The organism is Streptomyces sp. NBC_01445, from assembly GCF_035918235.1.
Lineage (GTDB): Bacteria > Actinomycetota > Actinomycetes > Streptomycetales > Streptomycetaceae > Streptomyces.
On sequence record NZ_CP109485.1, the window covers coordinates 3,243,330 to 3,267,112 of the forward strand.

At 71.4% G+C, this 23,783-nt stretch carries 19 protein-coding genes; 6 read left to right on the forward strand and 13 right to left on the reverse strand.

The window, feature by feature from the left end; all coding sequences use genetic code 11:
- Positions 1-12 precede the first annotated feature (12 nt).
- The 13 genes from OG574_RS14805 to OG574_RS14865 form a co-directional block, all read right to left on the reverse strand.
- Positions 13-549: a phage baseplate assembly protein V gene (locus OG574_RS14805; protein ID WP_326773628.1), complete on the reverse strand. Its 537-nt coding sequence runs from the start codon at positions 547-549 to the stop codon at positions 13-15.
- A 30-nt stretch (positions 550-579) separates the two neighbouring features.
- A complete protein-coding gene (locus tag OG574_RS14810; protein ID WP_326773629.1) occupies positions 580-1,719 on the reverse strand; it encodes a hypothetical protein in 1,140 nt (379 codons plus the stop codon).
- On the reverse strand, positions 1,712-2,065 hold the full coding sequence (locus tag OG574_RS14815) for a LysM peptidoglycan-binding domain-containing protein (RefSeq protein WP_326773630.1): 354 nt from the start codon (positions 2,063-2,065) through the stop codon (positions 1,712-1,714). The genes OG574_RS14810 and OG574_RS14815 overlap by 8 nt, the downstream gene beginning before the upstream one ends.
- A gap of 10 nt (positions 2,066-2,075) precedes the next feature.
- Positions 2,076-2,762, reverse strand: coding sequence for a hypothetical protein (locus OG574_RS14820; protein ID WP_326773631.1), 687 nt, complete (start codon positions 2,760-2,762; stop codon positions 2,076-2,078).
- Positions 2,759-3,337 carry a hypothetical protein gene (locus tag OG574_RS14825; protein ID WP_326773632.1) on the reverse strand — a complete coding sequence of 193 codons (579 nt, stop codon included), beginning with the start codon at positions 3,335-3,337 and terminating at the stop codon, positions 2,759-2,761. Before OG574_RS14825 ends, OG574_RS14820 begins: the two co-directional genes overlap by 4 nt.
- A gap of 15 nt (positions 3,338-3,352) precedes the next feature.
- A complete protein-coding gene (locus OG574_RS14830; protein ID WP_326773633.1) occupies positions 3,353-9,910 on the reverse strand; it encodes an eCIS core domain-containing protein in 6,558 nt (2,185 codons plus the stop codon).
- A complete protein-coding gene (locus OG574_RS14835) occupies positions 9,907-10,239 on the reverse strand; it encodes a hypothetical protein (protein WP_326773634.1) in 333 nt (110 codons plus the stop codon). The genes OG574_RS14830 and OG574_RS14835 overlap by 4 nt, the downstream gene beginning before the upstream one ends.
- Positions 10,230-12,191, reverse strand: a complete 1,962-nt coding sequence (locus OG574_RS14840; protein ID WP_326778492.1) for an ATP-binding protein — start codon at positions 12,189-12,191, stop codon at positions 10,230-10,232. Before OG574_RS14840 ends, OG574_RS14835 begins: the two co-directional genes overlap by 10 nt.
- A 33-nt stretch (positions 12,192-12,224) precedes the next feature.
- Positions 12,225-13,052: a DUF4255 domain-containing protein gene (locus OG574_RS14845; protein WP_326773635.1), complete on the reverse strand. Its 828-nt coding sequence runs from the start codon at positions 13,050-13,052 to the stop codon at positions 12,225-12,227.
- A 60-nt stretch (positions 13,053-13,112) separates the two neighbouring features.
- Positions 13,113-13,847, reverse strand: a complete 735-nt coding sequence (locus OG574_RS14850) for a hypothetical protein (protein ID WP_326773636.1) — start codon at positions 13,845-13,847, stop codon at positions 13,113-13,115.
- Positions 13,840-14,568 (reverse strand): T4 family baseplate hub assembly chaperone, encoded by a 729-nt coding sequence (locus OG574_RS14855; protein ID WP_326778493.1) that lies wholly within the window; start codon positions 14,566-14,568, stop codon positions 13,840-13,842. The genes OG574_RS14850 and OG574_RS14855 overlap by 8 nt, the downstream gene beginning before the upstream one ends.
- A 79-nt stretch (positions 14,569-14,647) precedes the next feature.
- Positions 14,648-15,172: a phage tail protein gene (locus OG574_RS14860; protein ID WP_100591276.1), complete on the reverse strand. Its 525-nt coding sequence runs from the start codon at positions 15,170-15,172 to the stop codon at positions 14,648-14,650.
- A gap of 34 nt (positions 15,173-15,206) precedes the next feature.
- Positions 15,207-17,072 carry a phage tail sheath subtilisin-like domain-containing protein gene (locus tag OG574_RS14865; RefSeq protein ID WP_326773637.1) on the reverse strand — a complete coding sequence of 622 codons (1,866 nt, stop codon included), beginning with the start codon at positions 17,070-17,072 and terminating at the stop codon, positions 15,207-15,209.
- Between the two features lie 641 nt (positions 17,073-17,713).
- On the opposite strand from OG574_RS14865, the gene OG574_RS14870 reads away from it, so the two are divergent.
- The 6 genes from OG574_RS14870 to OG574_RS14895 all read left to right on the forward strand — a co-directional run bounded on the left by OG574_RS14870 (position 17,714) and on the right by OG574_RS14895 (position 23,727).
- Positions 17,714-17,920, forward strand: a complete 207-nt coding sequence (locus tag OG574_RS14870) for a hypothetical protein (protein WP_326773638.1) — start codon at positions 17,714-17,716, stop codon at positions 17,918-17,920.
- A gap of 57 nt (positions 17,921-17,977) precedes the next feature.
- Entirely contained in the window at positions 17,978-18,754 is a 777-nt protein-coding gene (locus tag OG574_RS14875) for a peptidyl-tRNA hydrolase (RefSeq protein ID WP_398376155.1), read from the forward strand.
- A 175-nt stretch (positions 18,755-18,929) separates the two neighbouring features.
- On the forward strand, positions 18,930-20,255 hold the full coding sequence (locus OG574_RS14880) for a DUF692 domain-containing protein (RefSeq protein WP_326773639.1): 1,326 nt from the start codon (positions 18,930-18,932) through the stop codon (positions 20,253-20,255).
- A gap of 103 nt (positions 20,256-20,358) precedes the next feature.
- Positions 20,359-21,102, forward strand: a complete 744-nt coding sequence (locus OG574_RS14885; RefSeq protein WP_326773640.1) for a DUF4142 domain-containing protein — start codon at positions 20,359-20,361, stop codon at positions 21,100-21,102.
- A 112-nt stretch (positions 21,103-21,214) separates the two neighbouring features.
- Entirely contained in the window at positions 21,215-21,985 is a 771-nt protein-coding gene (locus OG574_RS14890) for a TIGR04222 domain-containing membrane protein (RefSeq protein ID WP_326773641.1), read from the forward strand.
- Positions 21,986-22,134: 149 nt separating this feature from the next.
- Positions 22,135-23,727 (forward strand): alpha/beta hydrolase, encoded by a 1,593-nt coding sequence (locus OG574_RS14895; protein ID WP_326773642.1) that lies wholly within the window; start codon positions 22,135-22,137, stop codon positions 23,725-23,727.
- The last annotated feature ends 56 nt before the right edge of the window (positions 23,728-23,783 follow it).

Below are 23,783 nucleotides of genomic sequence, written 5' to 3' on the forward strand. Positions count from 1 at the left end.
TTCCCCCGTCTTCTATCGCTTCGAGAGCACGGTCAACTGGCCCTCGTTGATGGTTACTTCGTTGCCACGGAGCACGACTTGGGCGCCTGCGCCGGTCGCGATGACCACGGCTTCCTTGGTGATGCGGATGTACGCGCCGCCTTGGGCCTGGAGCAGGATCCCCTGCTCGGCACCGACGGTGTCGCTCATGACGAGCTTGTGCGCGGCCGGCGTCTGTACGACGACCGGCTTGCTGGGCGAGTTCGCCGCCAGCTCGCGCCGCGCGTCGGGCGGCAGCTCCTCGGCGGCGCCGTACCAACACCCGGTCCACACAGGGAAACTGGGATCCCCCTGCTCGAACTCCACCCACACGCCCGCGCCCGGCGGCGGCACCACGAACTGTCCGGCCTCGGGCCCGGTGAACGGCAGGCACGGAAGCGCCCAGGTGGATGCCTCGTCACCGAGGACGTCGGGCACCTCGACGGTGATGCGGCCGATGCGCAGCGGGTCGTTGTTGTCCACGACCCGGCCGCGGAACTTGCCGAGGTAGCGATTGCCGTCTGCCGCCATGCTGAACTGCTCCTGATCAAGGGGTTGTTGTTACGGTCGGACGTGGTCGCTGCGCGCCTCGAGCCCCTCCCTGGAGAGGGTGAAGTTCTGCTGGAACGAGCCCGGGCGCAAGTTGTGCGTGACGGACTTGACGTAGTAGTCGCCGTCGTAGGCCCGCCCGGAACCGCGCACACCGACCAGCTGACGGGGTTGCAGGATGTACCCGTGCCGGTTGACGTCGAGCGAGCCGGACCCGGAGACGACGTCGGCGGACACGGCGGCCCGGGCGAGGAGTTCGGCCTCGGCCTGTTCGCGCTGCTGCTTGGCTGTCCCGGAGAGGGTCTTGCGCTTGAGGGCCGGGGTGGGCCGGCGCCCGAGGGGCGGACGCAGGGGGCTGATCGGTGGCTGGGGCAGGAGGGTGGAAACGCGGGTCCCTGGGTCCTGCCAGCGGGCCTGCGGCTCTTCGCGCGCAGTCCCGTCGTAGGCGAAGGTGAGTTGGTCCACGGTGGTGTTGGCATCCATGTTGACGTTGAGGGCGTGCTGGCGGATGCCGAGGCGGACCTCGGGCCCCCAACGCGCGGAGGACTGGCCGGGGTTGGGACCGGGCTCCAGGTAGAAGGTGTAACCGTTGGCCCTTGCCAGCTCAGTGACGTACTGGAGATCGGTGCCGGTCTGGTAGTGGACGCGGAGATCCTGGTGAGGCGGCTGGGCGATCTTCTCGGCGTAGACGTCGGGCCGGATGCCGTAGTCGGAGTACCGGCGAAGGATGTTGAGGACGCGCTCGGAGGGCGGCAGATTGGGATAACGGGCGGTGCGCTCCTCCAGGTCCATCAGCAGCGTCAGGTCCTCGCCGGTGACGGTGAGGGTGGAGTGTCCGGGCTGATTGCTGGCACCGACCTCCTGACGGACGATGAGCCCGTCGAAGAGAACATCGGGTGTCCCCCGGACGCTGACGGTGACGATGAGCCGCGTCTTGGGATCGAAGAACCCCTCGGGCAGGAGCCGCTGGTTGATGATCCCGGTCTTGGTGAGGTCGAAGGCGATCTGAAAGCCGCTGCGCTCCCCCGCAGTGGCCGTGATCTGCGCCGACAGCAACGCCTCGGTCACCTCGGCCGGCACGGGGCGGGCGAGCTTCGGCCCCATGAGGAGCGTGATGTGGACGGGGCCCTGCCCCACGGGCTGTTCAGACACGCCGGTGTCCCCCGGGCTCGGGGATGTCGATGACCTGCCCGGCCTCGTCCGTCAACTCACGAGGATCGAGTGCTGGGTTGGCGTCGGCGATCCGCCACCACTGACCGGGGTCGCCGAAGTACCGCTGGGCGAGCAGATCGGCCCGCTCGCCTGCGCCGACGACATGTTCCTGCGTCTCCTGCGCGTCGAGCGCGGGCAGCAACCGACGCTTGGCGTACCGCACTTCGGTGCCGTCGGGGAGACGGTGCACGCCGATCTCCGCGTCGTGGTAGCGGCTGGTGCGTGGGTACGGGTGCGCGCCGGGTATCGCCCCGAGGGCGCTCTCGTACGGCTCGATGTCGGCCATGGTGTGCTGCTCAGCCCCTTCCGCTCAGTACGTCCGCGCCGGGCAGCCCGAGCACCCCGAGACTCCCGCCGCGCGCGGCCGCGGCGAGCCGCTCCTTCTGCGCGAGGTGGGCCATGTACAGATCGGCCCCGCGATGCCCCGCCGGCAGATCGCTGACGGTGAGGATCTTCATCCCGATGCTCAGCGAGGCCCGAATCGGATTGAGATTCACATCGAAGGCGGATTCATTGACGGACAGTTCGGTGAGCCGCACGGGCATGACGCGCTTGCTCCCCCACGTGAACAACGTCAACGGCATCTCGATCGGGCTGATCTCGATGGTCCCCTTCTGCGAGAGCCGACTCGCGGCGCGGAGCTGCGCGGTGGTGGGCTGCACGAGCATCTCGAGCGTCGCGAGCTGGGGGTGGATCCCGTCGGGCGCCGCGATCTCCAACTGGTCGGTGGCATCGATCTCGGCGGTGAACTTCCAGGTCTCCTGGGCGGGGCCCTTGAGACGCAGCGCCTCGTTCCGGTCTCCCCCGCCGCTGCCTCCGCCGCCACCGTCGCCGCTGTCGCCGGCGGTCTGGGGCGCGATGCTGCGCTCCAGGGTGTCGGGGTTGAACTGCAGCACGATGACGCGCTGGGGGGTGCCTCGGTCGGGGTCGACCACGACTATGCCGGAGCGGATGGGTTTGGGGATGTCTGCGTAGCGGGTCATGACGCCTCATCGTTCCTTTCGACGAAGTAGCCGGCCTGCTGGCGCAGGGGCTCCTCGTCGTCGTGCTCGTGCATGCGCCGCACAAAGGGAGCGACGAACGGCCAGTCGACATAGAGGGCGGAGAGCATTGCCGCACGCCTGATGTCACGGTCGGAACTGCCGAATGCCTCTTCCAGCAGACGCATGGCCTCCGGCGGCGGGTCGGACATGAGCCCGGTGGCCAGCCGCACCACTGCGAAGGCCTTGGCATCGCTCGTCTCGGCCGAACGGACGTCGGTCATGAGATCGGGCACTTCGCGAGGGGAGAAGAATTTTCTGGCGATCCCCGTGAAACGTTCCACCGACCGGGCAGAGTCACCGGTCACCTGAACATAGGAGACTCCGGTCTCAGTGTTGTCCACGTAATGGAAATAGAGCGGACCACTGATGATCCAGACCCGTTCGTAAACGGTAGAGGTCCGCCTCTCATGGCCCTCGTTAAATCCGGCGGCCTCGGCGAAAGTGATCACCTCGTCCTCGGTGGCCGTCAGGGGAAGCACAAGGCGATCCCCACGGAGCCAATCTGCCTCAGTCACCGACTCTTCTCCTTGCTAATTCCTGCGCCTGGGCACCCAGACCGAGGGCACCTGGTTCTCAAGATCCGGATCCTCATTCCTGGCCTCTTCCATGAGCCGACGCACCTCGGCCGCTTTTTCCGGCGTCACGAAGATGTCCTCGTAGGCCGAACTCCGGTCGAGCCACAGAACGGACCGGTTCATGTTCCTCCGCGGGGTTTCCACACTCTCGCTCAGCTCGTGCTCCGACGGTTCCTCCATACCTCGACTCTTGGCCCACTTCCGGTAGGCGGTCTTTCCAGCCGAGGTGTTTTTGTCGTCCGGCTCCAGGAACGCGCCCATTTCTTCCAGATCGCTCTGACTCATCTGCTCCATGCGCGTCCCCGGAGGGTACTTCTGCATGATCTTCAGGGCGTTCTGGACTCGTTGCGCGGAGTAGTTCGACTTCTGCGGAACCATGAGGCCGCGCCGTAGAATCTCCTGCACACGGCTCTTCTTCTCAGCCTCGTCCCTTCCCTCAAGACCCCAACGCGCCTCGCCGCGGCCCGCGATGCCCATGAGCGGTGAGCGCATCCTCTCGCTCCACTCGCGCAGCACACGGTCGTGGACGACTTCGCTGAGCAGGCCGTTGGGGACGCCGGCGGGCCGGCCCTCGCTCACGTTGACCGAAGCGTTCAGATAGTCGGATCCCCAACCCTGTTCCTCGGCCATCTGGGCTCTGTCCTGATAGGGCTCCATTCCGCCGCTCCGGTTCAGGATTGCCGCCCCTGGATCGCTGGGCCAGCCATGCTTGGCCCGGGGCGAGTTCTCCTCGTCGAGCTCCGGATGAAGGACACGTCGTTGGGGATGGACGCCCGGCAGACTGTTCCCCCACTCCTCGAAGTCCGCGGCCTGGTCTGCGAACGACCGCCCCCTTTGGACCTGGAACGGTGGCGCGTCGGGGTTCCGCGGTGGGTTGGCCGCCCGTTGCGCCTCTTCTTCCTGCAGGGCGCTCTGCGCCTCCCGTATTGCCTCGAGCTTCTTGAAGGTCCCGGCGTCCACCTCCGGGTTGAGTACGGCTTGGACGGCCCCCTGCTCACTCCCGCGGGTCGCGAGGCTCGTCAGCCGATACCACGTACGCATCGCAGCCAACGCGGCGCGCAGGAACGGCCCCTTCACCCCCCGGTCCAGCAGGGCCCGCACCTTCGGCCGGACGCGAGTGGCGATCTTCTGGAGTCGCGCCTCCTTCGACTCCTTGGACTTCTCGTCCTTCTTGCGCTGGTCCTGTTTGCGCCTCTTCTCTTCCTGCCGGCGCCGCTTGTGATCGCGGAACTGGTCCTTCTTCCGCTTGAAGTAGTTCCGCAGCTTCGACGCACCGTTCTTGAGCGCCTTGCCGAGCTTCGACTTCTTCAGCTTGCGACCGAGAGTCTTGGCCGCGTTGCCGACCTTCTTCAGGGCGGACTTGACCGCACCCTTGGCCTTCGCGAGGGCCCTGCCGACCGGGGACTTGGGCTTCTTTGGCTTAGTCGGCTTGGGGCCCTCGATCTCCTTCTGCTTCTTCTTCGGAGCGGACTCGGGAGTCTTTCCCTTGGCCGGTGCCTGCTCCTTGTCCGGGGTCCGGTCCTTGGCGGGGCCCTGCTCCTTCTCGGGCGCCTTCTCCTTCTCCTTCGGCCTCGTCTCCGCCGTATCCGGCTTCTTCGCCGGCCCCTTGGGTGTGGCGTGGTCCTTCGGCTTCACGGGAGACTTCGGATCCGGTGACGGCTCGCCCTTCGGCCTGCGCTCGGTGCCTGGCCGGCCCAATGCCTGCCGTGCCCTCCGCATCGCCCCCCGAGCCGAATTCACCGCCGACCCCGCCGCCTTCTTCGCCCCGCCCCCCACCTTCTTCAGGCCGTCCATGATCTTTTGGGCCATGCCCTTGAGCCGCTTGCCGACGCCCTTGGTCGCCGAAGCCAGCTTCTGCAGAAGGAAGTTGGTGATGAGGTCCAGCAGGGCCACGACACCGGCAGCGACCGCCTCCGCGAACAGGCAGGCCGCCGGTCCCGCCTTCACCGCCTTCAGGTACGCCCAGAACTTCGAGAACGCGGACAGGATGGAGCTGATGCTCTGCCAGGCCGACATCAGGCCCTGGACGATCGTCAGGATCGCCCCCGCCGCCGGCACGATCATCGAGACGACCTTCTCGATGACCAGGGTCGCGATCATCATCGGGAGGGAGGCGATGATCGCGTCCCAGGCCATCTTGCCGATCTGTTTGATCGACACGCAGCCCTTCACCAGGACGTCGATCACTGCTTTGCCGAGGCCGAGGATGCCCTCGACCTTGGTGTCGAACCATCCCTTGACCGCCACCTTGATGGCGCCCCAGAGGTGGTCGGTGATGCCGGTCTTCGCAGAGCTGCCGGCCTTCGAGATCCAGCCGCCCGGGTCGGGCGCGATGTCCGCGACCAGCGCCGCGAACTTCCCGAGCGCCTCGATCGCCGCCTGCGCGAACTTGATCGCGCCCACGATGACGGCCTGGTAGGCCTTGATGACCGCCTTGACGCCCGCCTCAAGGACGTCGAGGAGCTTGTTCAGGCCGGCCGCCAACGCGTCCAGCAGCGTGTTGACCGCCTTCTTCAGGCTGTCCGCCAGCTGGTTGACCTTCGCGATCGCCGCGTCCCTCAGGCCCTCGATCGCCTTGCGGAAGCGGTCCCGTAGCTCCGGGAAGGCCGCGAGGAGTACGTCCCCGATCGCGATCAGCACGTCGGCGAGCGCGTTGATCGCGTTGATCGCCAGATCGCGTACGAAGTCGATGGCCTGGTTGGCCCACGTCTTGAACGTGTCGATGATCCCGTTGACGGCCTTGCGGGCGGCGTCGAAGACCGCGGTGACCGCCGCGAGCAGGCCCTTGAAGAAGTCGGCGACCTTGTCGGCGATCCAGCCGAACAGGCCTCCGGAGGGCTTCTTCTCCTCCTTCTTCTTCTTGGCCTCCTTCTCGGCGTTCTCACGCTCGGTGTCGATCTGCGAGTTGTCCTTGTCCTTGCGCGCGCCGACCTCCTTGTCCTTGTCGTCGCGCGCCTTGACGATCTCCTTGTTCTTCTTGCCGTGTTCGTCGTCGGACTTCTTGTCCGCGTCCTCGGTCTTCTTGTCCTGCTCGGTCCGCCAGTCCTCGCGCTGCTTCTGCGTTTCGCGCGCGACACGGCCGCGCTCGGTGGTCTGCTGCTGGGTGTTGCGGTCGACCTCGCGATCGATCTCGGTCTGCTTGTCCTGCTTGGCCTGCTGCTCGCCCTGCTGGTGCTGCTTCTCCTTGGAGCCGAGGTCACCCTGCGCCCGACCGGCGGCGCCGGTGATCTCGGAGCCCTTCTCCTGTTTGGCCACCGCCCCCACGCCGGCCTTCGGCGCGGGCGTTGCCTCCAACGCCCCGCCCTTGCCGCCCCCGGAACCACCGGACGCCTTGCCGGTGAGCTGTTCACGGGGCGCGTTGGGGAAGATCTGGTCCTCGCCCATGGGCTTGGCCGCGTCGGCGCGGCCGGTCGACTGCAGGTCGGACTGCTTGTCCTTGAGCGCCTTGGCCTGGTCGTCGGTGCGCTTGGGGTCGCTGGCGCCCTCAAGACGGATCTTGGGGGCCGGGCCGACGGTCTTGTTCTCGAGTTCCGGGTCGGTGGTCGGGACGGCATCGGCCGCGGCTTCGACGCTCTTCGCCTCGGACTCGCTGAGCCCCTTGTCGGGCACGGCGGGGGCGGGCGGCGGAGGCACGTTGTCCGTGGGCTGCTTGCCCTCGGCCTTGTCGCCGCCCTTGGCCTTCTGCTTGTCGCCCTGGTTCTCCGGACCGAGCTTCTCCACCTTGCCGGTGACCTGCGGCGCCGCGGGAGCGGCCGAGGGCGGCGCCGAACGTGTCTGTGGCGCGCCCGACGGACGTTCGCGCGTCGGCGGGGCCGCGTCGAGCCGCTTCTGCTCCTCGCCGATCTTCTTGTCCGCGGCCCTGTCGACCCCGGGCATGGCGGCGGCCGCCTGGTCGGGCGCCAGCTTGCTCACGGTCTGCACGGCGGCCTTGGGGTCCTGCCCCGAGACGTCCGGCGGTTCCTCCTGCTTCTGCTCGGGCGCGGCCTCACCACCGCCGCCCCCGCAACTTCCCTGCCCGCCCTCGTCCTTCTCGGGCGCGGGCGCGGGCGGCGCGCAGCCGCCGCCGTCCTTCTCCAGGGACGCCTCGGGCCGGGGCGCGGCCGTGTCGGCAGCGGTCTGGCCGGGCCCGTCGGTCTGCTCGGCGGCCGGGCTCACCGCCGCCTGCGCGACGGACGGAGCGGCACCGGGTCCGGCAGCGGTCGTCGGCCCGGTCTTCTCCGCGGAGCCCACGGGTCCGCGCGGCACGGCGCCCGGTCCGGTCTCCTTGGGCACCCGGCTCTTGGCCGCCGGCGCCTCGCGTTCGGACCGGGGCGGTTCGGCTCCGCGCCGGGCGGCGGGCGAGGGGTCACGGTCCTCGACCGGGGTCTTGGGAGTCTGCGCGCCGGCGGGCCGGGACACGGCCGCCGCCACCGGACTCGCGGAGGGCGCCGCGGCTGCCGCCGGGCTCGCGGCCGACCGGGACTGCGCGGTCGTACGGTCCTGGTGTTCCCTCTGCTCGTCCTGCGTGTCCTTGGCGTCCGGCTGCTCGTCGTCGCCGTCCCCCTCGGTGCCCTCGTCCTCCGGTCCCTTGGTCTGCTCCCTCTCCTGCTGCTGTTCCGGGTCGGGCTTCTCGGCCTCGGGTTCGGGCCGCTCCTTGTCCTGGGTCGCGAGATCCGGGCCGACCTCCTGGTCGAGCGGCTTGTCGGTCTCCTGAAGGTCCTTGGTGTTACGGTCCTGGGCCTGCGCGGCGGGCCCGTTCTCGGGCTGCGGGGCCTCGCCCGCGACGGGCCCCTCGTCCTGGCCGGGGGCTTTCGGCTCGGGCCCGGCCTCGTCCTCGTCCTGCTCTCCTTCGTTCTTCTCCCGCTCCTGCTCCGCCTTCTCGGCCTTCGTCGGCGGAGGGGTGGGGAAGGAAGGCAGCGACGGTTCGGCGGCGCCCGGCCGGAGCTTGTCCGCGGTCGGTACGGCGGACAGGTCGAGGTCGGCCTCGGGCAGGTAGTCCTCTGGTCTGATCGCGGGCTCGTCCCGCGCGCCCGGCGCCCGGCCGTCCTCGTCCTCGCCGCCCGTGACCTCCTGCTCGGCGCCCGCTTCAAGGCCGAGCGGCCGTTCCTCCTCGCGCGGCTCGGCGTCGGGGCCGCCGTCCTCGTCCTGCTCGTTCAGGCCGTGCTCGGACAACGCGGAGTCGGGCTGTCCGGCCCGCTCGTCGACCTTCTCGGGGCGTGCGGGGCCGGGCTGGGCCTTCTGCTTCGGGTCCGGTTCCGCGTTCTTCGACCCGGCTCCCGGCTGGGTCTGGTCGTCGCGCCGCTTGCGCTTGTCGGCGCCCGGCGCGCTCGCCTGCCGCGGGTCGGCCTCCTCGCGGTCGCGCTGCTCCTTGCGCTCTTCCTTGGCCTGTTCGGCGCCTTCCTGCTGCCCTTGTACGCGCTCGTCGGATGCCTGGTCGGTGCGCTCGCGGTCGGTGGCGGCCTGCTCGCCCTCCTGCTGTTCCTCCTCGCGCGCCTGCTGCCGGGAGGCGTTGCGCTCGTCCTCCTGCTCCGTGCGCCGGGCGGCGTCCTGCTCCTCGGTGGCGGCGTCCGAGCGGGCCCGGCTGCGGTCGCTGCCGCTCTTGTCGTCGCGGGCCTTGGTGTCCTGCTGTTCCTCGCGGGCGTCGGCGGCACGCTTGTCGGCGGATCCGCGGTCCGACTCCTGCTTCTTCTGCCACTGGGTGCGTTCGACGCCGAGCTCTTCGAAGAGGTCGATCTCGGGCAACGGCGTCTCGGCGGGCTGGAGTTCGACCGGACCGGGGCGGGCCTGATCGGCGATCTCCAGGAGACGGTCGTACTCGGGTGTCAGCAGACGGTTCTCGAGGCGATCGACAACCGCGTCCTCCAACTCCTGTGACATCCGCGCCAGTTGAAGCCGCACTCGGCCGGAGGCATCAGTGGGGTCGCCACGCAGACTGCGCAGCACGTTGCCCGCAAGCCGGTCCACGAGGGTCGCCGGGTCGACAGCCTCGGCACGCATCCGGTCGGCGTCGACGGTGGCGTAGCGCAGCCAGCCGGGTGTGGCCTGCCCCTCCTCGACCTGCGGGGCGGACTCCTCCTGAACGACCGCCTGAGCAGCTGCTTCCGCCTCCCGCTCGATGGCCTGCTGCGGCAGGCTCACGGCACCGAGCTCGCGGCCGGCCCGCAGGGCGCCGAGGCCGTGCGGGTTCTGCACCGTGTGCTGCAGCTCGTGGGTGAGCAGCCGGCGGCCCTCGTCGGTGCCGGGCCGGTAGGCGCCCTCGCGGAAGAAGACGTCCTGGCCGACCGCGACCGCGTCCGCCCCGAGCAGCTCGGTCAGCCGCCCGGCGTTCCGGCCGGTGTGCAGCCGTACCCGGCCGAGATCGTGTCCGAGCTGCTCCTCCAACTCCCTTCGCAGACCGGGATCGAGGGGCTGCCCGGCGCCGCTGACGATGTTCTTCGGCTCGGGCGCACGGGACTTGGCGGCCCGCTCCTTGCGCTTGCGGCGCCGCTGCTCGGCGGACTGCTCCGCACCGGCGTCCTGGGTCCGGGAGCTCACCGGCTCACCTCCCCGTGACCGCTCAGTCCCTCGTGCACGGCACGCGCCAGCTCCTGCCCGAGCCGCCGCGCGGACAGGCCGGCGGGCAGGGGCGGCAGCCCGGACAGCGCGTCGGCCGTGAGGGGACCGTCCGCCGCCAGGGGCACGCCGTGCAGCCGGACCAGCCGGGTCAGCTCACTCTCGAACGCGGCCGAGACGCGCTCCGGATCCGCCCGGAAGCCGTCGAGCACCAGCTCCCCGATCTCCACGCGGATCGCCGAGGGCGCCCGGTCCCGGGAGTGGCCGCCTGATGGATGCCGCGAGTGGTCCCGTGAGACATTCACACCCATCCGCGCACCTCCGTGGGCGTCAGCGAGCGCTCCAGCTTCAGGTACTCGGTACGGGCGGCGGCGAGCATGTGCCGCATCTGCAGCCGGTCGCCCTCCTCGGCGGCCAAGAAGGCCCCGGACAGGGCGATGTTGCGGATCGAGCCGCCGGCGACGGTGAGCTGGGCGAGCAGCGACGCGTCGATGTCCTTCACCGGGGCCTGTGGCGGCAGCACGCGGCGCCAGATCTCGGCGCGCTCGTGCTCGGCCGGGAAGGGGAAGTCGACGACGAAGCGGATGCGCCGCAGGAAGGCCGTGTCGAGGGCGTTCTTCATGTTGGTGGTGAGGATGGCCAGGCCCCGGTAGGCCTCCATCCGCATCAACAGATAGCTCACCTCGAGGTTGGCGTACCGGTCGTGGCTGTCCTTGACCTCGCTGCGCTTGCCGAACAGCGCGTCGGCCTCGTCGAACAGGAGCAGGGCACCGCCGCGTTCGGCGGCGTCGAACACCCGGCGCAGGTTCTTCTCGGTCTCGCCGATGTACTTGCTGACCACCTGCGAGAGGTCGATGACGAACAGGTCGAGGCCGAGTTCCTTCGCCATGACCTCGGCGGCCAGCGTCTTGCCGGTACCGGAGCCGCCCGCGAACATCGCGGTCACGCCGAGGCCGCGGCGCAGGGTGGCCGCAAACCCCCACTCCTGGTGGACGGTTGCCCGCTGCCGCACATGCGCGACGATCTCGCGCAGCACGCTCGTCTGCCGCTCGTGCAGCACCAGGTCGCCCCAGCCGGCCTGCGGCGCGATCCGCCGCCCCAGCTCGTCCATGCCGATCCGCGCCTCGTCGAGTCCGGCCCGCCAGGCGAGCTCGGCGGCGTCCAGCTCGTCCTCGTGCGGCAGCCGGCGGTGTACGGCGGTGGCCGCGGAACGCACGACATGCGGCGGCAGCTGGAACTGGGCGACCAGGGACCGGAGTTCGCCCTCGTCCAGGTCCACTCCCTCGAACGCGCTCGTCCACAGCCCGAGTTGTTCCTCGTCGTCCAGCCGCGGCACGGCCACCCGGGCCCCGTACGACCGCTCCGAACGCAGCGGATCCTCGCTCGAGACCACCACCGGCACAGCGGCCCCGGCCAGGAACGATTCGGTCGCCGCCCGTTGGTCGCGGTCCAGTTCGCCCACCTCGACGAGCAGCGCCGAGGGCAGCAGAACCGCCTCACGCTGCCACAGCCGGGCGAGCCGGTCGCGCTCGACCGGGTCGGACGGCACGTCCTCGGCGCTCATCGAGTAGAGCCCGAGTCCCGAGCGTGCGGCCGCCGCGGCGGCGAGGTCGGCCCGGCTGCGCAGGTCCCCGCCGGTCACCTCGACGAGCGGCGCCTCGGAGTCCGCCGCCGTCGCCCAGCCCTCGGCGAGCCGGCTCGCGGCCAGGTCGTACGACGGCGTCAGCTCCTGAGGCGCCGGCGTGCGGCGCAACTGACCGTGCAGCCGTGCGTCCAGGTAGGGCGAGCCCAGCAGGAAGTGCAGGATGCGCTCGTCGAGGCGCAGCCGGGAGGCCGTCAGCCGCGACTCGTCGTCCAGCTCGACGATCCGCCAGCGCCTGAGCGGCGCCACGGGCGTCAGGGCGCTCCAGTGCGGCTCGGCCAGCGCGGCCAGCGCGAGCGAGAAGGTGGGGTACGCCCGCTCGGGGTCACCGCAGGCGGCGGCACATCGGGCGGCGGCCGTGGGTTCCAGCTCGTGGGCCGCGGCGAGGAGGACGAGGTCGCGCTCGAAGGGCGTGATGCTGAAGCAGGAGACGAGGGCGTCCAGCGGGGCGCTACCGGGGCCGCCGGGCGCGGTGGCGAGTTCGGCCCCAGGGGCACCGCCGCTCTCCTCCGTGACACGTGCCGCATGCGCGTCGACGCGGGCCAGGACGCGCCGGATCTCCGCGGTCAGCGTCGCACTGCCCGGGTCGGCGTCCGCCGCGCTCTGTTCGTACGTCCCCATGTCCTCACCTGCCCCCGTCGTCTCCATGCCGTGTCACTCCTGCGTGGGCTTGGCGGCCCTCGGCGCTGTCTTACGCGTGCGTGCCGGGGCCTTGGCCGGGGATTTCGCGACGGCCTTCGCAGGGGTCCTGGCTGCCTTCTTGGCGCTCGGGGCCTGGGGTTCGGCCTCCTTTTTCGCAACCTCGCCTGGACCAGGCTCATTTGATGTCACATCAGGAGTCGGTTCCGCCCCCGGAGGGACCGGCGCGCCCGGCGCCCCGAACGGCAGCACCCGTACCTCCGGCCGCTCCACCGGCTTGCCCGCCACCGGAGTCTCCCGGCCGTCGATGAGGACGAGGGCCGCCTGGTAGACCACCGACAGGGTGTAGGGCGTCTGGTAGAGCATCCCCCACAGCTTCGACGTCTCGTCGACGTCCATCACCGTCGGAGTGAACCGCACGCGCTGCGCCGACTCGGCGAGATTGCTGCCTGCCAAGTACGGCCGCTCACCGGCGAGTTCGATGATGTCCTTCGGCAGGACCGGTATCTCGTGCAGCGCGCGCACCACGGAACCGATCAGCCGCTGACCGACCAGTTCCGTCTCGTCGCCGTACGCGGTGATCAGGAAGTGCAGGTCGAGTGCCGCGACGGGCCGCTTGACCAGCGTGCCGTCGGCCGCGCGCGTCGGCAGGTCGTTGTTGCGCTGCGAGGTGTCGGGCGTGACCTGGTAGAGGAACACGGAGATGGTGGGCTCGGTCGGCGGGTCGGCCGGCGGCTTGCGCGGCTCGACCTTGACGGCCATGTCGATCTCGGGACCCAGGTTGGACTCGAGCAGCAGGGCGAGGGCCTGGGTGACATGCGCGAGGGCAAGTGCGTTGCTCATGGCGTCAGTTCCTCGGTTCCTCTCGGACTGCTGGTCGTCGTACTGATCCGTGTTCGCGGTTCACTCGCGCCCCCGCGCCAGGTATTCCGTGAGGCTCAAGGTCGCCCCGGCCCTGCCCGCGGCGGGCGTCCGCGGCCGTCCGCCGCCGGGCGCCTCGCCCGCCGTCACTTCGAGCCGCCCGATCTGCACCTGCACCACCTGCTCGACGGCCCGCGCCGGTCGCCGGGCCGCGGCCTGCCGTACGGCGTCGCGCGTTGCCGTCGTATCGGCGGCGCTGGGGGGCAGCGCCGCCGATACGACGTGGGGAACGGCGTCCCGGCCCGGGGGGACGGGCACGGACACCGCGGACTGTGCGGCTCCCGGCTCCGCACGCCCCCGGCCCGCCGCACGCCGCCCGGTCTCGGGCGGAGTCCGCGGCGGCGCGAGTGGCGCGGCGGGCCGCAGCAGCGGCGCCTCGGCCATGACCACCGGCGCCGGCCGTGGCCCCTGCTGTTCGGCCGCCCGTTCGCTGCGGACGACGGTCCGCTCCCGTTCCGTGTGCGTCCGTTCCGCCACAGCCGTCGGCGACGGCGCATCCGGCAGCGGAACGGCCGACGGCGTGGCCGCGGGCCACAGCAGCGCGTCCTCCTCCGGTGCCGACGCGGCGGCCCGTACCGCCTCGACCCGCTCGAACGGGCCGGGCAGCCGGGGCCGTACCCGCGCCACGGCCGGCCGCGGGGCGGTGTGCCGCGCGAGCAGCCGATCGAAGAAGTCGGCGCAGTCCGGCGAGCCCTCAGGGGTCTCGGAGTCAGACATCCGCACACAGCTCCAGGTAGTAGCGGCGCCGCGTCGGGCTGAGCGCCAGGATCTCCGGCTCGCTCCAGCCGTAGGCGGTGGCGAGCAGATGGACGTCGAGCAGCACGTCCCGTGCCCAGGAGTCCAGTTCGGTCCACAGGTAGGAGGCGATGTCGAGCTCCGCACGGGTGGCCTGCCCGCACTCGGGGCAGGCCACGTTGAGCGCCAGGTCGGCGCCGGGGTCGGCCGCCTCGACGGCCTCGACGATCCGGCGCTGTACCGGCGCGGGCAACTCCCCCGCCGTCACCGCCGTCCCGTCGTGCACCGCCGAGACCAGGCATTGCGCGAACAGTGCCGTACGCGGATCCGCCGCCCGGGCCGCCGCCGTCAGGTCGGCGACGCCGGGCAGCCTGAACTCGACTTCCCAGCCGTCCTGTTGGACCCGTAGGGCCGACTCGCCGCGCCCACCCAGTGACCCGGAGAGCTCCCCGGCGTCCAGGTCGAACTCCATGTCCTGTCCGCACGCCACGCACGCCAGGCGAACCTGCATCCGCTCGCCGAACAGCGCCCGGCGCAACGCGAACAGGTCCGCCTCGCGCTCGCCCACCGGCAGCGCCGGCAGCCGTTCCGCCCCGACGTCCGGTCGTGCCGTGCGGTGCAGCAGCAGCGCACGCCCGACCGGAGCCTCGCCAAGGCCCGCCTCCCAGGCAGCCAGCAGTTCAGCCGCCCCGGTGATCACCATGTCCACCCCGATTTCCGCGACCAGCCACGACGAAGCCGCAGACGAACGCCGACGCGTCGCGGCACTTCCGGCGGAGCGCTCAGGCCGGGTTGAGGAACGAGGGCTCCTCCGGCTCGGGCACCTCGTAGTCCCGCTCCCAGCCCTCGCACTCGAGCTTCAGCGACTGGATGGCCACCGCGTTGGCGTTGGCGTCCAGTTCACCGAGGACCTGGTACTCGCTGGGCCAGGTCCGGTACAGCTTGTGCGAGACGGCGACCTGGCCGGCCTCGTTGAGGACCTGGATGACGAGGTCCTTGCGGAAGTCCGCGAGGGACACCTCCGAGCCGAGGCCCGCGCCGACCTGCCAGACCTTGTTGGCCCAGCGGTCGAACTCCGGGTCGTGGGTCACCCCGCGTTCGAGGGTGATGCCCTCGAACTCCGAGCGCCCCGGCGACTTGCGCGGGGAGGAGGGGTCACCGCCGTGGCGGTGCTTGACGACCTCCGTGGTCCGCTTCAGCGGACTGATCTTGCTGATGCCGGCGACCGTACGTCCGTCCCACAGGACCAGGAACTTGAAGTTCTTGTACGGGTCGAAGCGATGGGCGTTGACCGTGAACTCAGCCATCGATTTCCTTCAGCTCTCCCTGGATCCCGGGCCGCTAGAGAACGAACTGCCCGGACGTCTGCTGGATCTTGACGACCACGAACTCGGCCGGACGGACCGGCGCGATACCGACGAGCACGTTGACGATCCCGTTCGCCACGTCCTCGTCCGTCGTGGTCTCGCTGTCGCACTTGACGAAGTACGCCTCCCGCGGGGTGCTGCCCTTGAAGGCGCCCTGGCGGAAGAGGGTGTGCAGATACGAGGAGGCGGACAGCCGGATCTGCTGCCACAGGCTCTCGTCGTTGGGTTCGAACACGACCCACTGCAACCCGCGTTGGAGGCTCTCCTCCACCTGCAGCGCGAGCCGCCGCACGGGCACGTACTTCCACGCGCTGTCGAGGGCGTCGGAGCCCTCCAGCGTGCGCGCGCCCCACACCAGCGGACCGGCCAGCGGGAAGGTGCGCAGGCAGTTCACACCGAGCGGATTGAGCAGCCCCGTCTCGCGGTCCGTCAGATCGACGGTCAGCGAGCGCACTCCGACGAGCTGCGCCTCCGTACCGGCCGGTGCCTTCCAGACACCGCGCTCGGAGTCGGTGCGCGCGATGACGCCGGCGACCGCGCCGGACGGCGGGAAGGCGCGCAGCCGCCCGGTGAGCGGGTCGGTGAGCTGCAGGTGCGGGAAGTACAGGCCCGCGTGGTTGCCGCGCACGGCGTCGAAGGCGGACAGGCCCGCCCGCGCCGAGTCCACGCTCACCCAGGTGCTGGGCGCGTCGACCAGCAGGAAGATCCGCCGCTCCTCGCACAGCCGCTGAGCTGCGGATACGACGGTGAGGGCGTCCTCGGTCTTCTCGTACGACGCCAGCTCCGGCAGTGACAGCAGGTTGACGTCGGCCACCCCGCGCAGCGCCTGGATGCCGGTCTTGTCGGCCTCGGAGCCGATGAGGTCGCGCGGGCCGGGGGCCTCGCCGTCCTCGCCGCCCTCCAGCGGGAACACCGGCGGGTTGACCGAGGCCTCCAGGCCCAGGTCGTTGGCGCACTCGCCCAGGAAGCGGACGACGTCCTCGGGGTCGGTGGAGCCCGCGACGACCTGGATGCGCCGGCCGAACGCCGTGACCTCGACACCCGCGAAGGCGTGCCGGCCCGGCGCGTCGGGCAGCGCCCGCAGCTTGCGCTCCAGAAGCAGCGCCAGCTCGGCCACGGAGGACGGGGCTTCGCCGTCGCAGTCGGCGTCGTAGAGCTTGAACTCACGCTCCACGTCACCGATCTTCACCGTCAGGTCCACGGCCAGGTCGGGCAGTTCGTGGCCGAACGGCTTGGAGACGGTGCCGGACGGGTCGGGGCGGCCCTCGCCCACGGCGTCGACGCGGATGAGGCGCGACCCGGCGTTGATCACGGTGGGTGCGTAGGTTCCGCTGCCGGCGTCCATGGACAGGCCGGTGAAGCTCTCGCGGGCGTCGCCCTTGGCGTCGTAGACCCGCAGGTTGAAGGTCTCGTCGCAGTCCGGGGTGTCGTAGTCGACGGCGACCCGCAGACCGTTGCCCCACACGCCGGGTTCCTTGGCGTGGACCTCGAGCACATGGCTCTCGCTGTGCCCCTCGGTGGACTCCAGGACGACGCAGGCGGCCTTGCCGCTGCCAGCCTTGGCGACCCTGACGACCACGGCGACGGAGCCGCCGTTGCCGAAGAACTGGTGCACCGCGTAGGCGAGCGGGCTCTGCGCGCTCAGCCCTCCGAAGCGCCGCTCGAACTCGGCGAATCCGGTGACGCGCACCGGCTCGTTGAGCGGGCCGCGCCGGGTGTGCCCCACGAACGCGGTCACCGAAGTGGTCACGGCGGAGATGGCGCGGGTGCTGCTGGGAAGCTCTTCGACGTAGACGCCCGGGTAAGTCGGCCTCGCGGCGCTCACGGCATTCGTCGGCATTCCCCCTCCTATCCCTTCTCGGGCACCGGGTGAAAGGCACCAAGAGGCGGCAGAGGGGGAGGTGTCGGCACGGCGGGCGCGCGGCGGTCTCCGGACGCGTCATGTCGCGCCGGTCCGCACAGCCCGTATCAGTTCCCCCGTCAATGCCCCGGACGGACGGCCGCCCGGGTCAAGCACGCACGCTTGTGACTCCTGATGCTCAAGTGCTCAACCCACCTTGGGGAGTGGGGAGTTGTGGGAGCAAGGCATGTTTACGCCAGTCCGAAAGACGGTTCGATGAAGGGAGGCGCGTGCGACCCACACACGATGTGCACGTGTCGGAACAGATAGTTCACGGATCCCACACAGCGGATGGTGCAGCAGAAGGGAACTCATGTCCGGACGTACCTCATAATTCCGGCGGCAGGGTGGCTCCGCCCCGGCTCACAAGCCCTCCTGCCCTTGCGGTCTTGCGGAGGCGTACGAAGAGTGCTGTGGCCGATTCCACCGGGGTGAGGCCGCGTCGCCGACCACCCGGCCCTGCGCGCCGGCGTCACGCGGCATACGGCCGGGGTGGAGGAGTTCGCGGAGGCCGTGGAGGCGATGCCCGGCATCGCTCCGGGGCGGCCCGCCCGTCCGGGGCCGGGACTACGCTCGGAGTCATGGCTGACTACCGCGACGGGCCGGGTCCGCGTACGGGCACGGGCACGGGCACGGGCACATCCGAAACGGCCGGCGCGACCACGGAACCGTTCGCCGAGTGCGTGCTGTGCCGCAAGCCCACCGAGTACCCGGAGTCTCACAAGGGTGTGACGCTGTGCCCCGTGTGCGCATGGCAGGAGGCACAGCGCACCTCCTGCTCGGGGTGACCACAGCTGCCGCAGAGGGCCGCGAGGAGCCCCTCTTCCGCCTGGCAGACTGGTCCGGTGAGCAGTGACGACCAGACCCTCCCGAACGACGCCGCCGACACCTCTGCCGAGGTGCCGCAGGACAGCCCCTTCCGGTCCGAGCGGACCTCGCGTGACGAGGCGCCGCAGTTCGTGCTGCCCCTGGTGGCGCGGATCGAGAAGGCCGCTCCCCCGGCCCGCACCGACGCGCTGGAGACGGCGGCCCGCGCGGTCCTCGTGATCCTCTCCGACCCGCGGGCGACCGGCGACGGCGAGTGGGCGCAGGTCATGCGCGACTGGCAGGACGCCCGGATCCGCAAGGTGGTGCGGCGGGCTCGCGGCGCGGAGTGGCGCAGGGCGGAGGCGCTCGAAGGGATCACGGTGACGGGGAGGTCGGCCGAGGTCCGGGTGTTTCCGCCGGTCCCGCTCGACGGCTGGCCCAAGGATCTGGCCCGGCTGCAGGTCTCCGGCACGGAGCTCGACGACCCGGAGCCGCCGGCCGCGCCGGACCCCCGGGCGCCCGTCCTGTGGCTGAACCCCGAGCTCGACATGACCGCGGGCAAGACCATGGCCCAGGCCGGGCACGGCGCCCAGCTGGCCTGGTGGGAGCTGTCGGACACCGAGCGCAAGGAGTGGCGCGAGGCGGGCTTCCCGCTGTCGGTCCGCGTGGCCGACCGCGACCGGTGGGGGCCCCTGACGCGGGCCGGGCTGCCGGTGGTGAACGACGCCGGCTTCACGGAGATCGCCCCCGGAATGACGGTGGTCACCGAAGGGGGCAGTCGCTTCTGTCCCCTCCCGGTCGGTCAGCGGGCATAGCGACCCGCGGGGCCCGGGAGCCGCTTCGGGCAACCCCGTGTCGACTCGCCCGCCGGGGCGCCGCGCGGAACCTCAAATGAACCTCTGAACGTCCCCTCTCCGGGGTTCGGCGGCGTCCGCCGGGGTCATGACACCGGCATCGCACGGCATACGGCCGGGGTGGAGGAGGGGAACCATGCAGCGGATCGAGCGTCTGGGTACGGGCATCGGCTGGCGTCCCGAGATCGCGGAGGCCGTGGAGGCGATGCCCGGCATCGACTGGGTCGAGGCCGTCGCGGAGAACGTGTGCCCCGGGCACGTCCCCGACTCCCTGCTGCGGCTGCGCGAGCGCGGCGTCACCGTCGTCCCGCACGGCGTCTCGCTCGGCCTCGGCGGCGCGCAGCGGCCCGACGAGGGCAGGCTCGCCGACCTCGCGGCCCGCGCCGAGGCCCTCGGTTCCCCGCTCGTCACCGAGCACATCGCGTTCGTACGGGCGGGCGGCGCGCTCACCGCGTCGCAGCCGCTGGAGGCCGGCCATCTGCTGCCGGTCCCGCGCACGAGGGACGCCCTCGACGTGCTCTGCGAGAACATCCGCATCGCCCAGGACGCACTGCCCGTACCCCTCGCCGTGGAGAACATCGCGGCCCTGTTCTCCTGGCCCGGCGAGGAGATGACGGAGGGGCAGTTCCTGTACGAACTGGTGGAGCGCACCGGTGTCCACCTCCTGATCGACGTGGCGAACCTGCACACGAACCACGTCAACCGCGGCGAGGACCCCGCGAAGGCGCTCGGCGAGCTGCCGGTCGAGGCCATCGCGTACGTGCATGTGGCGGGCGGCTTCGAGCGCGACGGCGTGTGGCACGACAGTCACGCGCACCCCGTGCCGCGCCCCGTCCTCGACATCCTCGCCGACCTGGCGTCCCGGGTCTCGCCGCCCGGAGTCCTCCTGGAGCGCGACGAGAACTTCCCGGCCCCGCAGGAGCTGGAGCGTGAACTCGCCGAGATCAGGGGGACGTTGGCGACCGCGCCCGCCGACGGGCGCACCGTGCGCTTCCTTTCGGGCAACGCCGCTCAGGGCACCGATCCCGCCCGTCAGCGGCTCGCGCTCGCGCAGGCCGCGCTCCTGTCCGCCCTCGTCGCGGGGACGCCCGCGCCGGAGGGGTTCGACCGGGTGCGGCTCAAGGTCCAGAGCCGGGCGCTGTGCGCCAAGCGGGCGGACGTCGTGGCGAAGGTGGCCCCCGAACTGCCGGAGATCCTCGGCGCTGCCGCGTACCGCCCGGCGTTCCTGTCGTACGCGCAGGGCCGGCCCATGACGGGCGGCTACCGCCGTGACGCCCTCGGCTTCGCCGAGCATCTGCTCGACTCCGGCGGGCCCGGGGACGCGGGGGTGCGGCGGGAGCTGGAGCGGTGGTGGCGGGAGCGGTCGGGGCCCACTCCGCCGGCCGCGCACCCGGGGGCACGCCTGGTGCGCGCGGCGCGGTCCGCCCTGCACCGGGGGCGTCCGGCGCTCCGGTCCGCCTGAGCGTCGCCACCCCGCGCCCGTACCGCAGTTGGCGTATTCGCGGGGGTACCCGAGCCCACGTCCGTGAGGCGGACTAGCGTGCGGTGCCGCACCAGGAGGCACCATGCGCACCCGATTCGTCAACGGCACCGGACTCATCGTCGCCGGGCTCGTCACCACACTCGCCGCTCTCGTGTTCCCGGTCTGGTCGTACGCCGACCGCTCCGGCACGGGCGTGGACCTGCTCGACGAGGGGACCGTGTCGACCAGATTCGGCCCGCTGTCGGCGCTGGACCGCGAGTTCGTCACGAAGGTCCGGCTCGCGGGCCTGTGGGAGCTGCCCGCGGGCCAGCAGGCCGAGGCGAGAGGGACGAGCACGGCGGTGCGGACGGCGGGTGAGCACCTCGTCGAGGGGCACACCTTCCTGGACGCGCGCGTGCGCGAGGTCGCCGCGCGGCTCGGCCTCGAACTCCCCAACCAGCCGAGCAGCCAGCAGCAGCAGTGGCTCTCCGAGCTGAGCGCGGCGCACGGCGACGACTACGAGCGCAAGTTCGCCAACATCCTGCGCCGGGCCCACGGGAAGGTCTTCTCGCTGGTCGCCCAGGTCCGCGCGACGACACGGAACTCGCTCGTACGGGACCTGGCGGACGACGCGAACAAGACCGTCCTCGACCACATCAAGATCCTGGAGTCCACGGGCCTGGTCGACTTCGACGCGCTCGCGCGGGACGCCGCCGGTACGAGTACGCCACCGGAGACCCGCTCCCCCGCCCCGCCGGGACCGGTGACGTCCCCCGAGCCCCCGACCCCCCTCTCCCCCTCCCCGTCCTTCCCGCTGCCCCCGGCGGCCTCCCGGCCCAAGCCCTGACACGACCTGACTCAACCGGGCACGACAAACGGAACGTCACATACCGACGACGCTCTGTCCATATGGTGAACAAGCCGTGGCGCCACCCGAGCGCGTGGCATAGAAAAACGCCATGTTCTGGCTCCTGTTCCTGCTCATGGCCTGCGCCGCCGCCTTTCTGTCCTGCGCGCGCCTCTGCCTCGCCGCGGTGCACGCCGCGCACAGCGAGCCGGCCGGCGGAGGCGCGCACGAACTGACGCTGTACGAGGCCGCGTTCCTGTCGGGCGGCCCCTTCCGGGTCGCTGATCTGACCCTTGTCTCGATGGCGTGCAGCCGGCGGCTGCTGCTCGCGCACACCGGCTGGGCCACCGTGGTCGACCCGGTCGGCGGCGACGACATCGAGCGCTCGGTGATCGGCGCGATCGGGCCGGACGGGCAGTCGCGGATAGGGGCGGTGCGCCGGGCGACGGCGGCCGCGGACGCGGTACGGGCGCTGGCCGACCGGCTCGTCGCGGCGGGCCTCGCCGTTCCCGACGGCGCGCGCGGCGGGGTCGCGGCCGCGGTGCGCCAGGTGCGGGCCGCCGCGCTCGCCGTCGTGGTCCTGGCCGCCGTATCGCTGACGATGCCGGGCGGGGAGCCGGGCGACGGCGTGCTGATCGCCGCGTGGTTCGCGCTGCCCCTGATCCTCACGCTGTCCTGTCTGGCGATCGCCCGCTTCGAGGTCCACCCCTACACGCGCTGGGCCTCACCCACCGGGCAGCGGCTGATCGGCGCCCTGCCGCGGGGCGTACGCGAAGGGGTCGGGGAGGCCGCCCTGCTGACCGCCGTCGCCGTGCACGGCGTCCGCGCAGTATCCGACCCCGCGCTGCGCTCCGCCTTCGGAACGGCGCAACGGGGTCATTGAGCCGACACCGGCAGGCCGGTGCTTTACTTCGTCAACTGCCGCACGAAGTATCCCCTTTGTTCGCGTCTGCTCCCGGCAGGCGGGTGACAGCCCCGAAGGCCGCGCGAAACGGCCGCACGAGGGCCGGACGAAAGGGACCCAGAAGAGCGATGAGAGCAGCCCCCGCCGTATACGCGGCCGCCGGATCCCTGGTCCTGACCGCCCTCGTCGCCGCCCCCGGCCGCGCCGACACCCAGACCGCGCCCGACACCGCCGAGCTGCGCGGCACAGCCGTCGCCGCCGCCCGCGCCTCGGCCACCGGGATCGCCTTCGGCGCCTGCGCCGCCGCGGAGCACCTCCCGGACTACATCAAGTGCGGCACGGTCTCCGTCCCCCTCGACTACGCCCACCCCGACGGCGAGCAGATCAAGCTCACCGTCAGCCGCGTGAAGGCCACCGGCACGACGGCGCCGAAGGGCGGCAGGCCGGTCCGCAGGCAGGGCTCCGTCGTCTTCAACCCGGGCGGCCCGGGCGCGTCCGGCATGTACTTCCCCCTCGTCGGGCTGATGCCGCAGTGGAAGCGCATCGCCTCCGCGTACGACCTCGTCGGCTACGCGCCGCGCGGTGTCGGCCGCTCGGCCCCGCTTTCCTGCGCGGACCCGAAGCGGTTCGCGAAGGCCCCCACGCAGGCGCCGACGCACCCCTCCGCCTCGTACAAGCTGGAGCGGATCGCGCAGGCCAAGGCGTACGCGCGGGGATGCGCGAAGAACGCCGGGGGCGCGCTGCGGCACTACACGACGCTCAACAACGCCCGCGACCTGGACGTGCTGCGCGCCGGGCTCGGCGAGCGGAAGCTGAACTTCATGGGGTCGTCCTACGGCACGTACTTCGGGGCCGTGTACGCGACGCTCTTCCCCACGCATGTGCGCCGCATGGTCTTCGACTCGGCCGTGAACCCCGACCCGAAGCAGATCTGGTACACCAACAACCTCGTGCAGTCGGTGGCCTTCGAGCGGCGCTGGGCGGACTTCCGGCGGTGGGTGGCCAAGCACGACAAGACGTACCACCTGGGCGCGACCGCCGCCGACGTACAGCAGAGCTACGAGAAGGTCAGGGCGCGGCTCGCGAGCGAGCCGGTGGGCGGCACCGTCGGCCCCGGCCAGCTCCAGGCCGCATACCTCCAGGCCGGGTACTACGACGACTACTGGGCGATGCGGGCGTCCGCGCTGTCCGAGTATCTGAAGGGCAATCCGAAGCCGCTCGCCGAGCAGGCCGCGCCGCAGACCGCGGCGGCCTCCGAGAACGAGAACAGCGCCGCCGTCTACACGGCCGTCGAGTGCAACGACTCGGCGTGGCCCACCGACTTCCGCGTCTGGGACCGCGACAACACCGAGCTCGCGCGCCACGCCCCGTTCGAGACGTGGGACAACGCCTGGATGAACCTGCCCTGCGCGTACTGGCCCGCCCCGCGCCAGCGCCCCGTCGACGTACGGACCGCCCCCGGCGCGCTGCCTCCGACCCTGATCCTGGCCGCCGAGCGGGACGCGGCCACCCCGTACGAGGGTGCCCGTGAGCTGTGGCGCAGGCTTCCGGGGTCGGTCCTGGTCACGGAGCGCGGCGCGGGCACCCACGGCATCGCCGCCGGCCCGAACAAGTGCGTGAACAGCCACCTCGACGCGTATCTGATGGAGGGGCGGGTCCCGGTGACCCGCGCCGCGTCCTGCGCCCCGCACTCCGAACCGGCGCCGCTCGCCGTGGACTGACGGCGGGCACGGAACGCGAAGGGGCCGACCGGTCGTCGAACCGGTCGGCCCCTTCG

What these genes read in the sequence shown, in the direction of transcription:
- OG574_RS14815 (WP_326773630.1), bottom strand. Translation starts at nt 2,065, where the DNA reads ATGGCCGACATCGAGCCGTACGAGAGCGCCCTCGGGGCGATACCCGGC.
- OG574_RS14890 (WP_326773641.1), top strand. Translation starts at nt 21,215, where the DNA reads ATGTTCTGGCTCCTGTTCCTGCTCATGGCCTGCGCCGCCGCCTTTCTG.
- OG574_RS14845 (WP_326773635.1), bottom strand. Translation starts at nt 13,052, where the DNA reads ATGAGCAACGCACTTGCCCTCGCGCATGTCACCCAGGCCCTCGCCCTG.
- OG574_RS14870 (WP_326773638.1), top strand. Translation starts at nt 17,714, where the DNA reads ATGGCTGACTACCGCGACGGGCCGGGTCCGCGTACGGGCACGGGCACG.
- OG574_RS14805 (WP_326773628.1), bottom strand. Translation starts at nt 549, where the DNA reads ATGGCGGCAGACGGCAATCGCTACCTCGGCAAGTTCCGCGGCCGGGTC.
- OG574_RS14820 (WP_326773631.1), bottom strand. Translation starts at nt 2,762, where the DNA reads ATGACCCGCTACGCAGACATCCCCAAACCCATCCGCTCCGGCATAGTC.
- OG574_RS14855 (WP_326778493.1), bottom strand. Translation starts at nt 14,568, where the DNA reads ATGGTGATCACCGGGGCGGCTGAACTGCTGGCTGCCTGGGAGGCGGGC.
- OG574_RS14850 (WP_326773636.1), bottom strand. Translation starts at nt 13,847, where the DNA reads ATGTCTGACTCCGAGACCCCTGAGGGCTCGCCGGACTGCGCCGACTTC.
- OG574_RS14835 (WP_326773634.1), bottom strand. Translation starts at nt 10,239, where the DNA reads ATGGGTGTGAATGTCTCACGGGACCACTCGCGGCATCCATCAGGCGGC.
- OG574_RS14865 (WP_326773637.1), bottom strand. Translation starts at nt 17,072, where the DNA reads ATGCCGACGAATGCCGTGAGCGCCGCGAGGCCGACTTACCCGGGCGTC.
- OG574_RS14895 (WP_326773642.1), top strand. Translation starts at nt 22,135, where the DNA reads ATGAGAGCAGCCCCCGCCGTATACGCGGCCGCCGGATCCCTGGTCCTG.
- OG574_RS14860 (WP_100591276.1), bottom strand. Translation starts at nt 15,172, where the DNA reads ATGGCTGAGTTCACGGTCAACGCCCATCGCTTCGACCCGTACAAGAAC.
- OG574_RS14880 (WP_326773639.1), top strand. Translation starts at nt 18,930, where the DNA reads ATGCAGCGGATCGAGCGTCTGGGTACGGGCATCGGCTGGCGTCCCGAG.
- OG574_RS14840 (WP_326778492.1), bottom strand. Translation starts at nt 12,191, where the DNA reads ATGGGGACGTACGAACAGAGCGCGGCGGACGCCGACCCGGGCAGTGCG.
- OG574_RS14885 (WP_326773640.1), top strand. Translation starts at nt 20,359, where the DNA reads ATGCGCACCCGATTCGTCAACGGCACCGGACTCATCGTCGCCGGGCTC.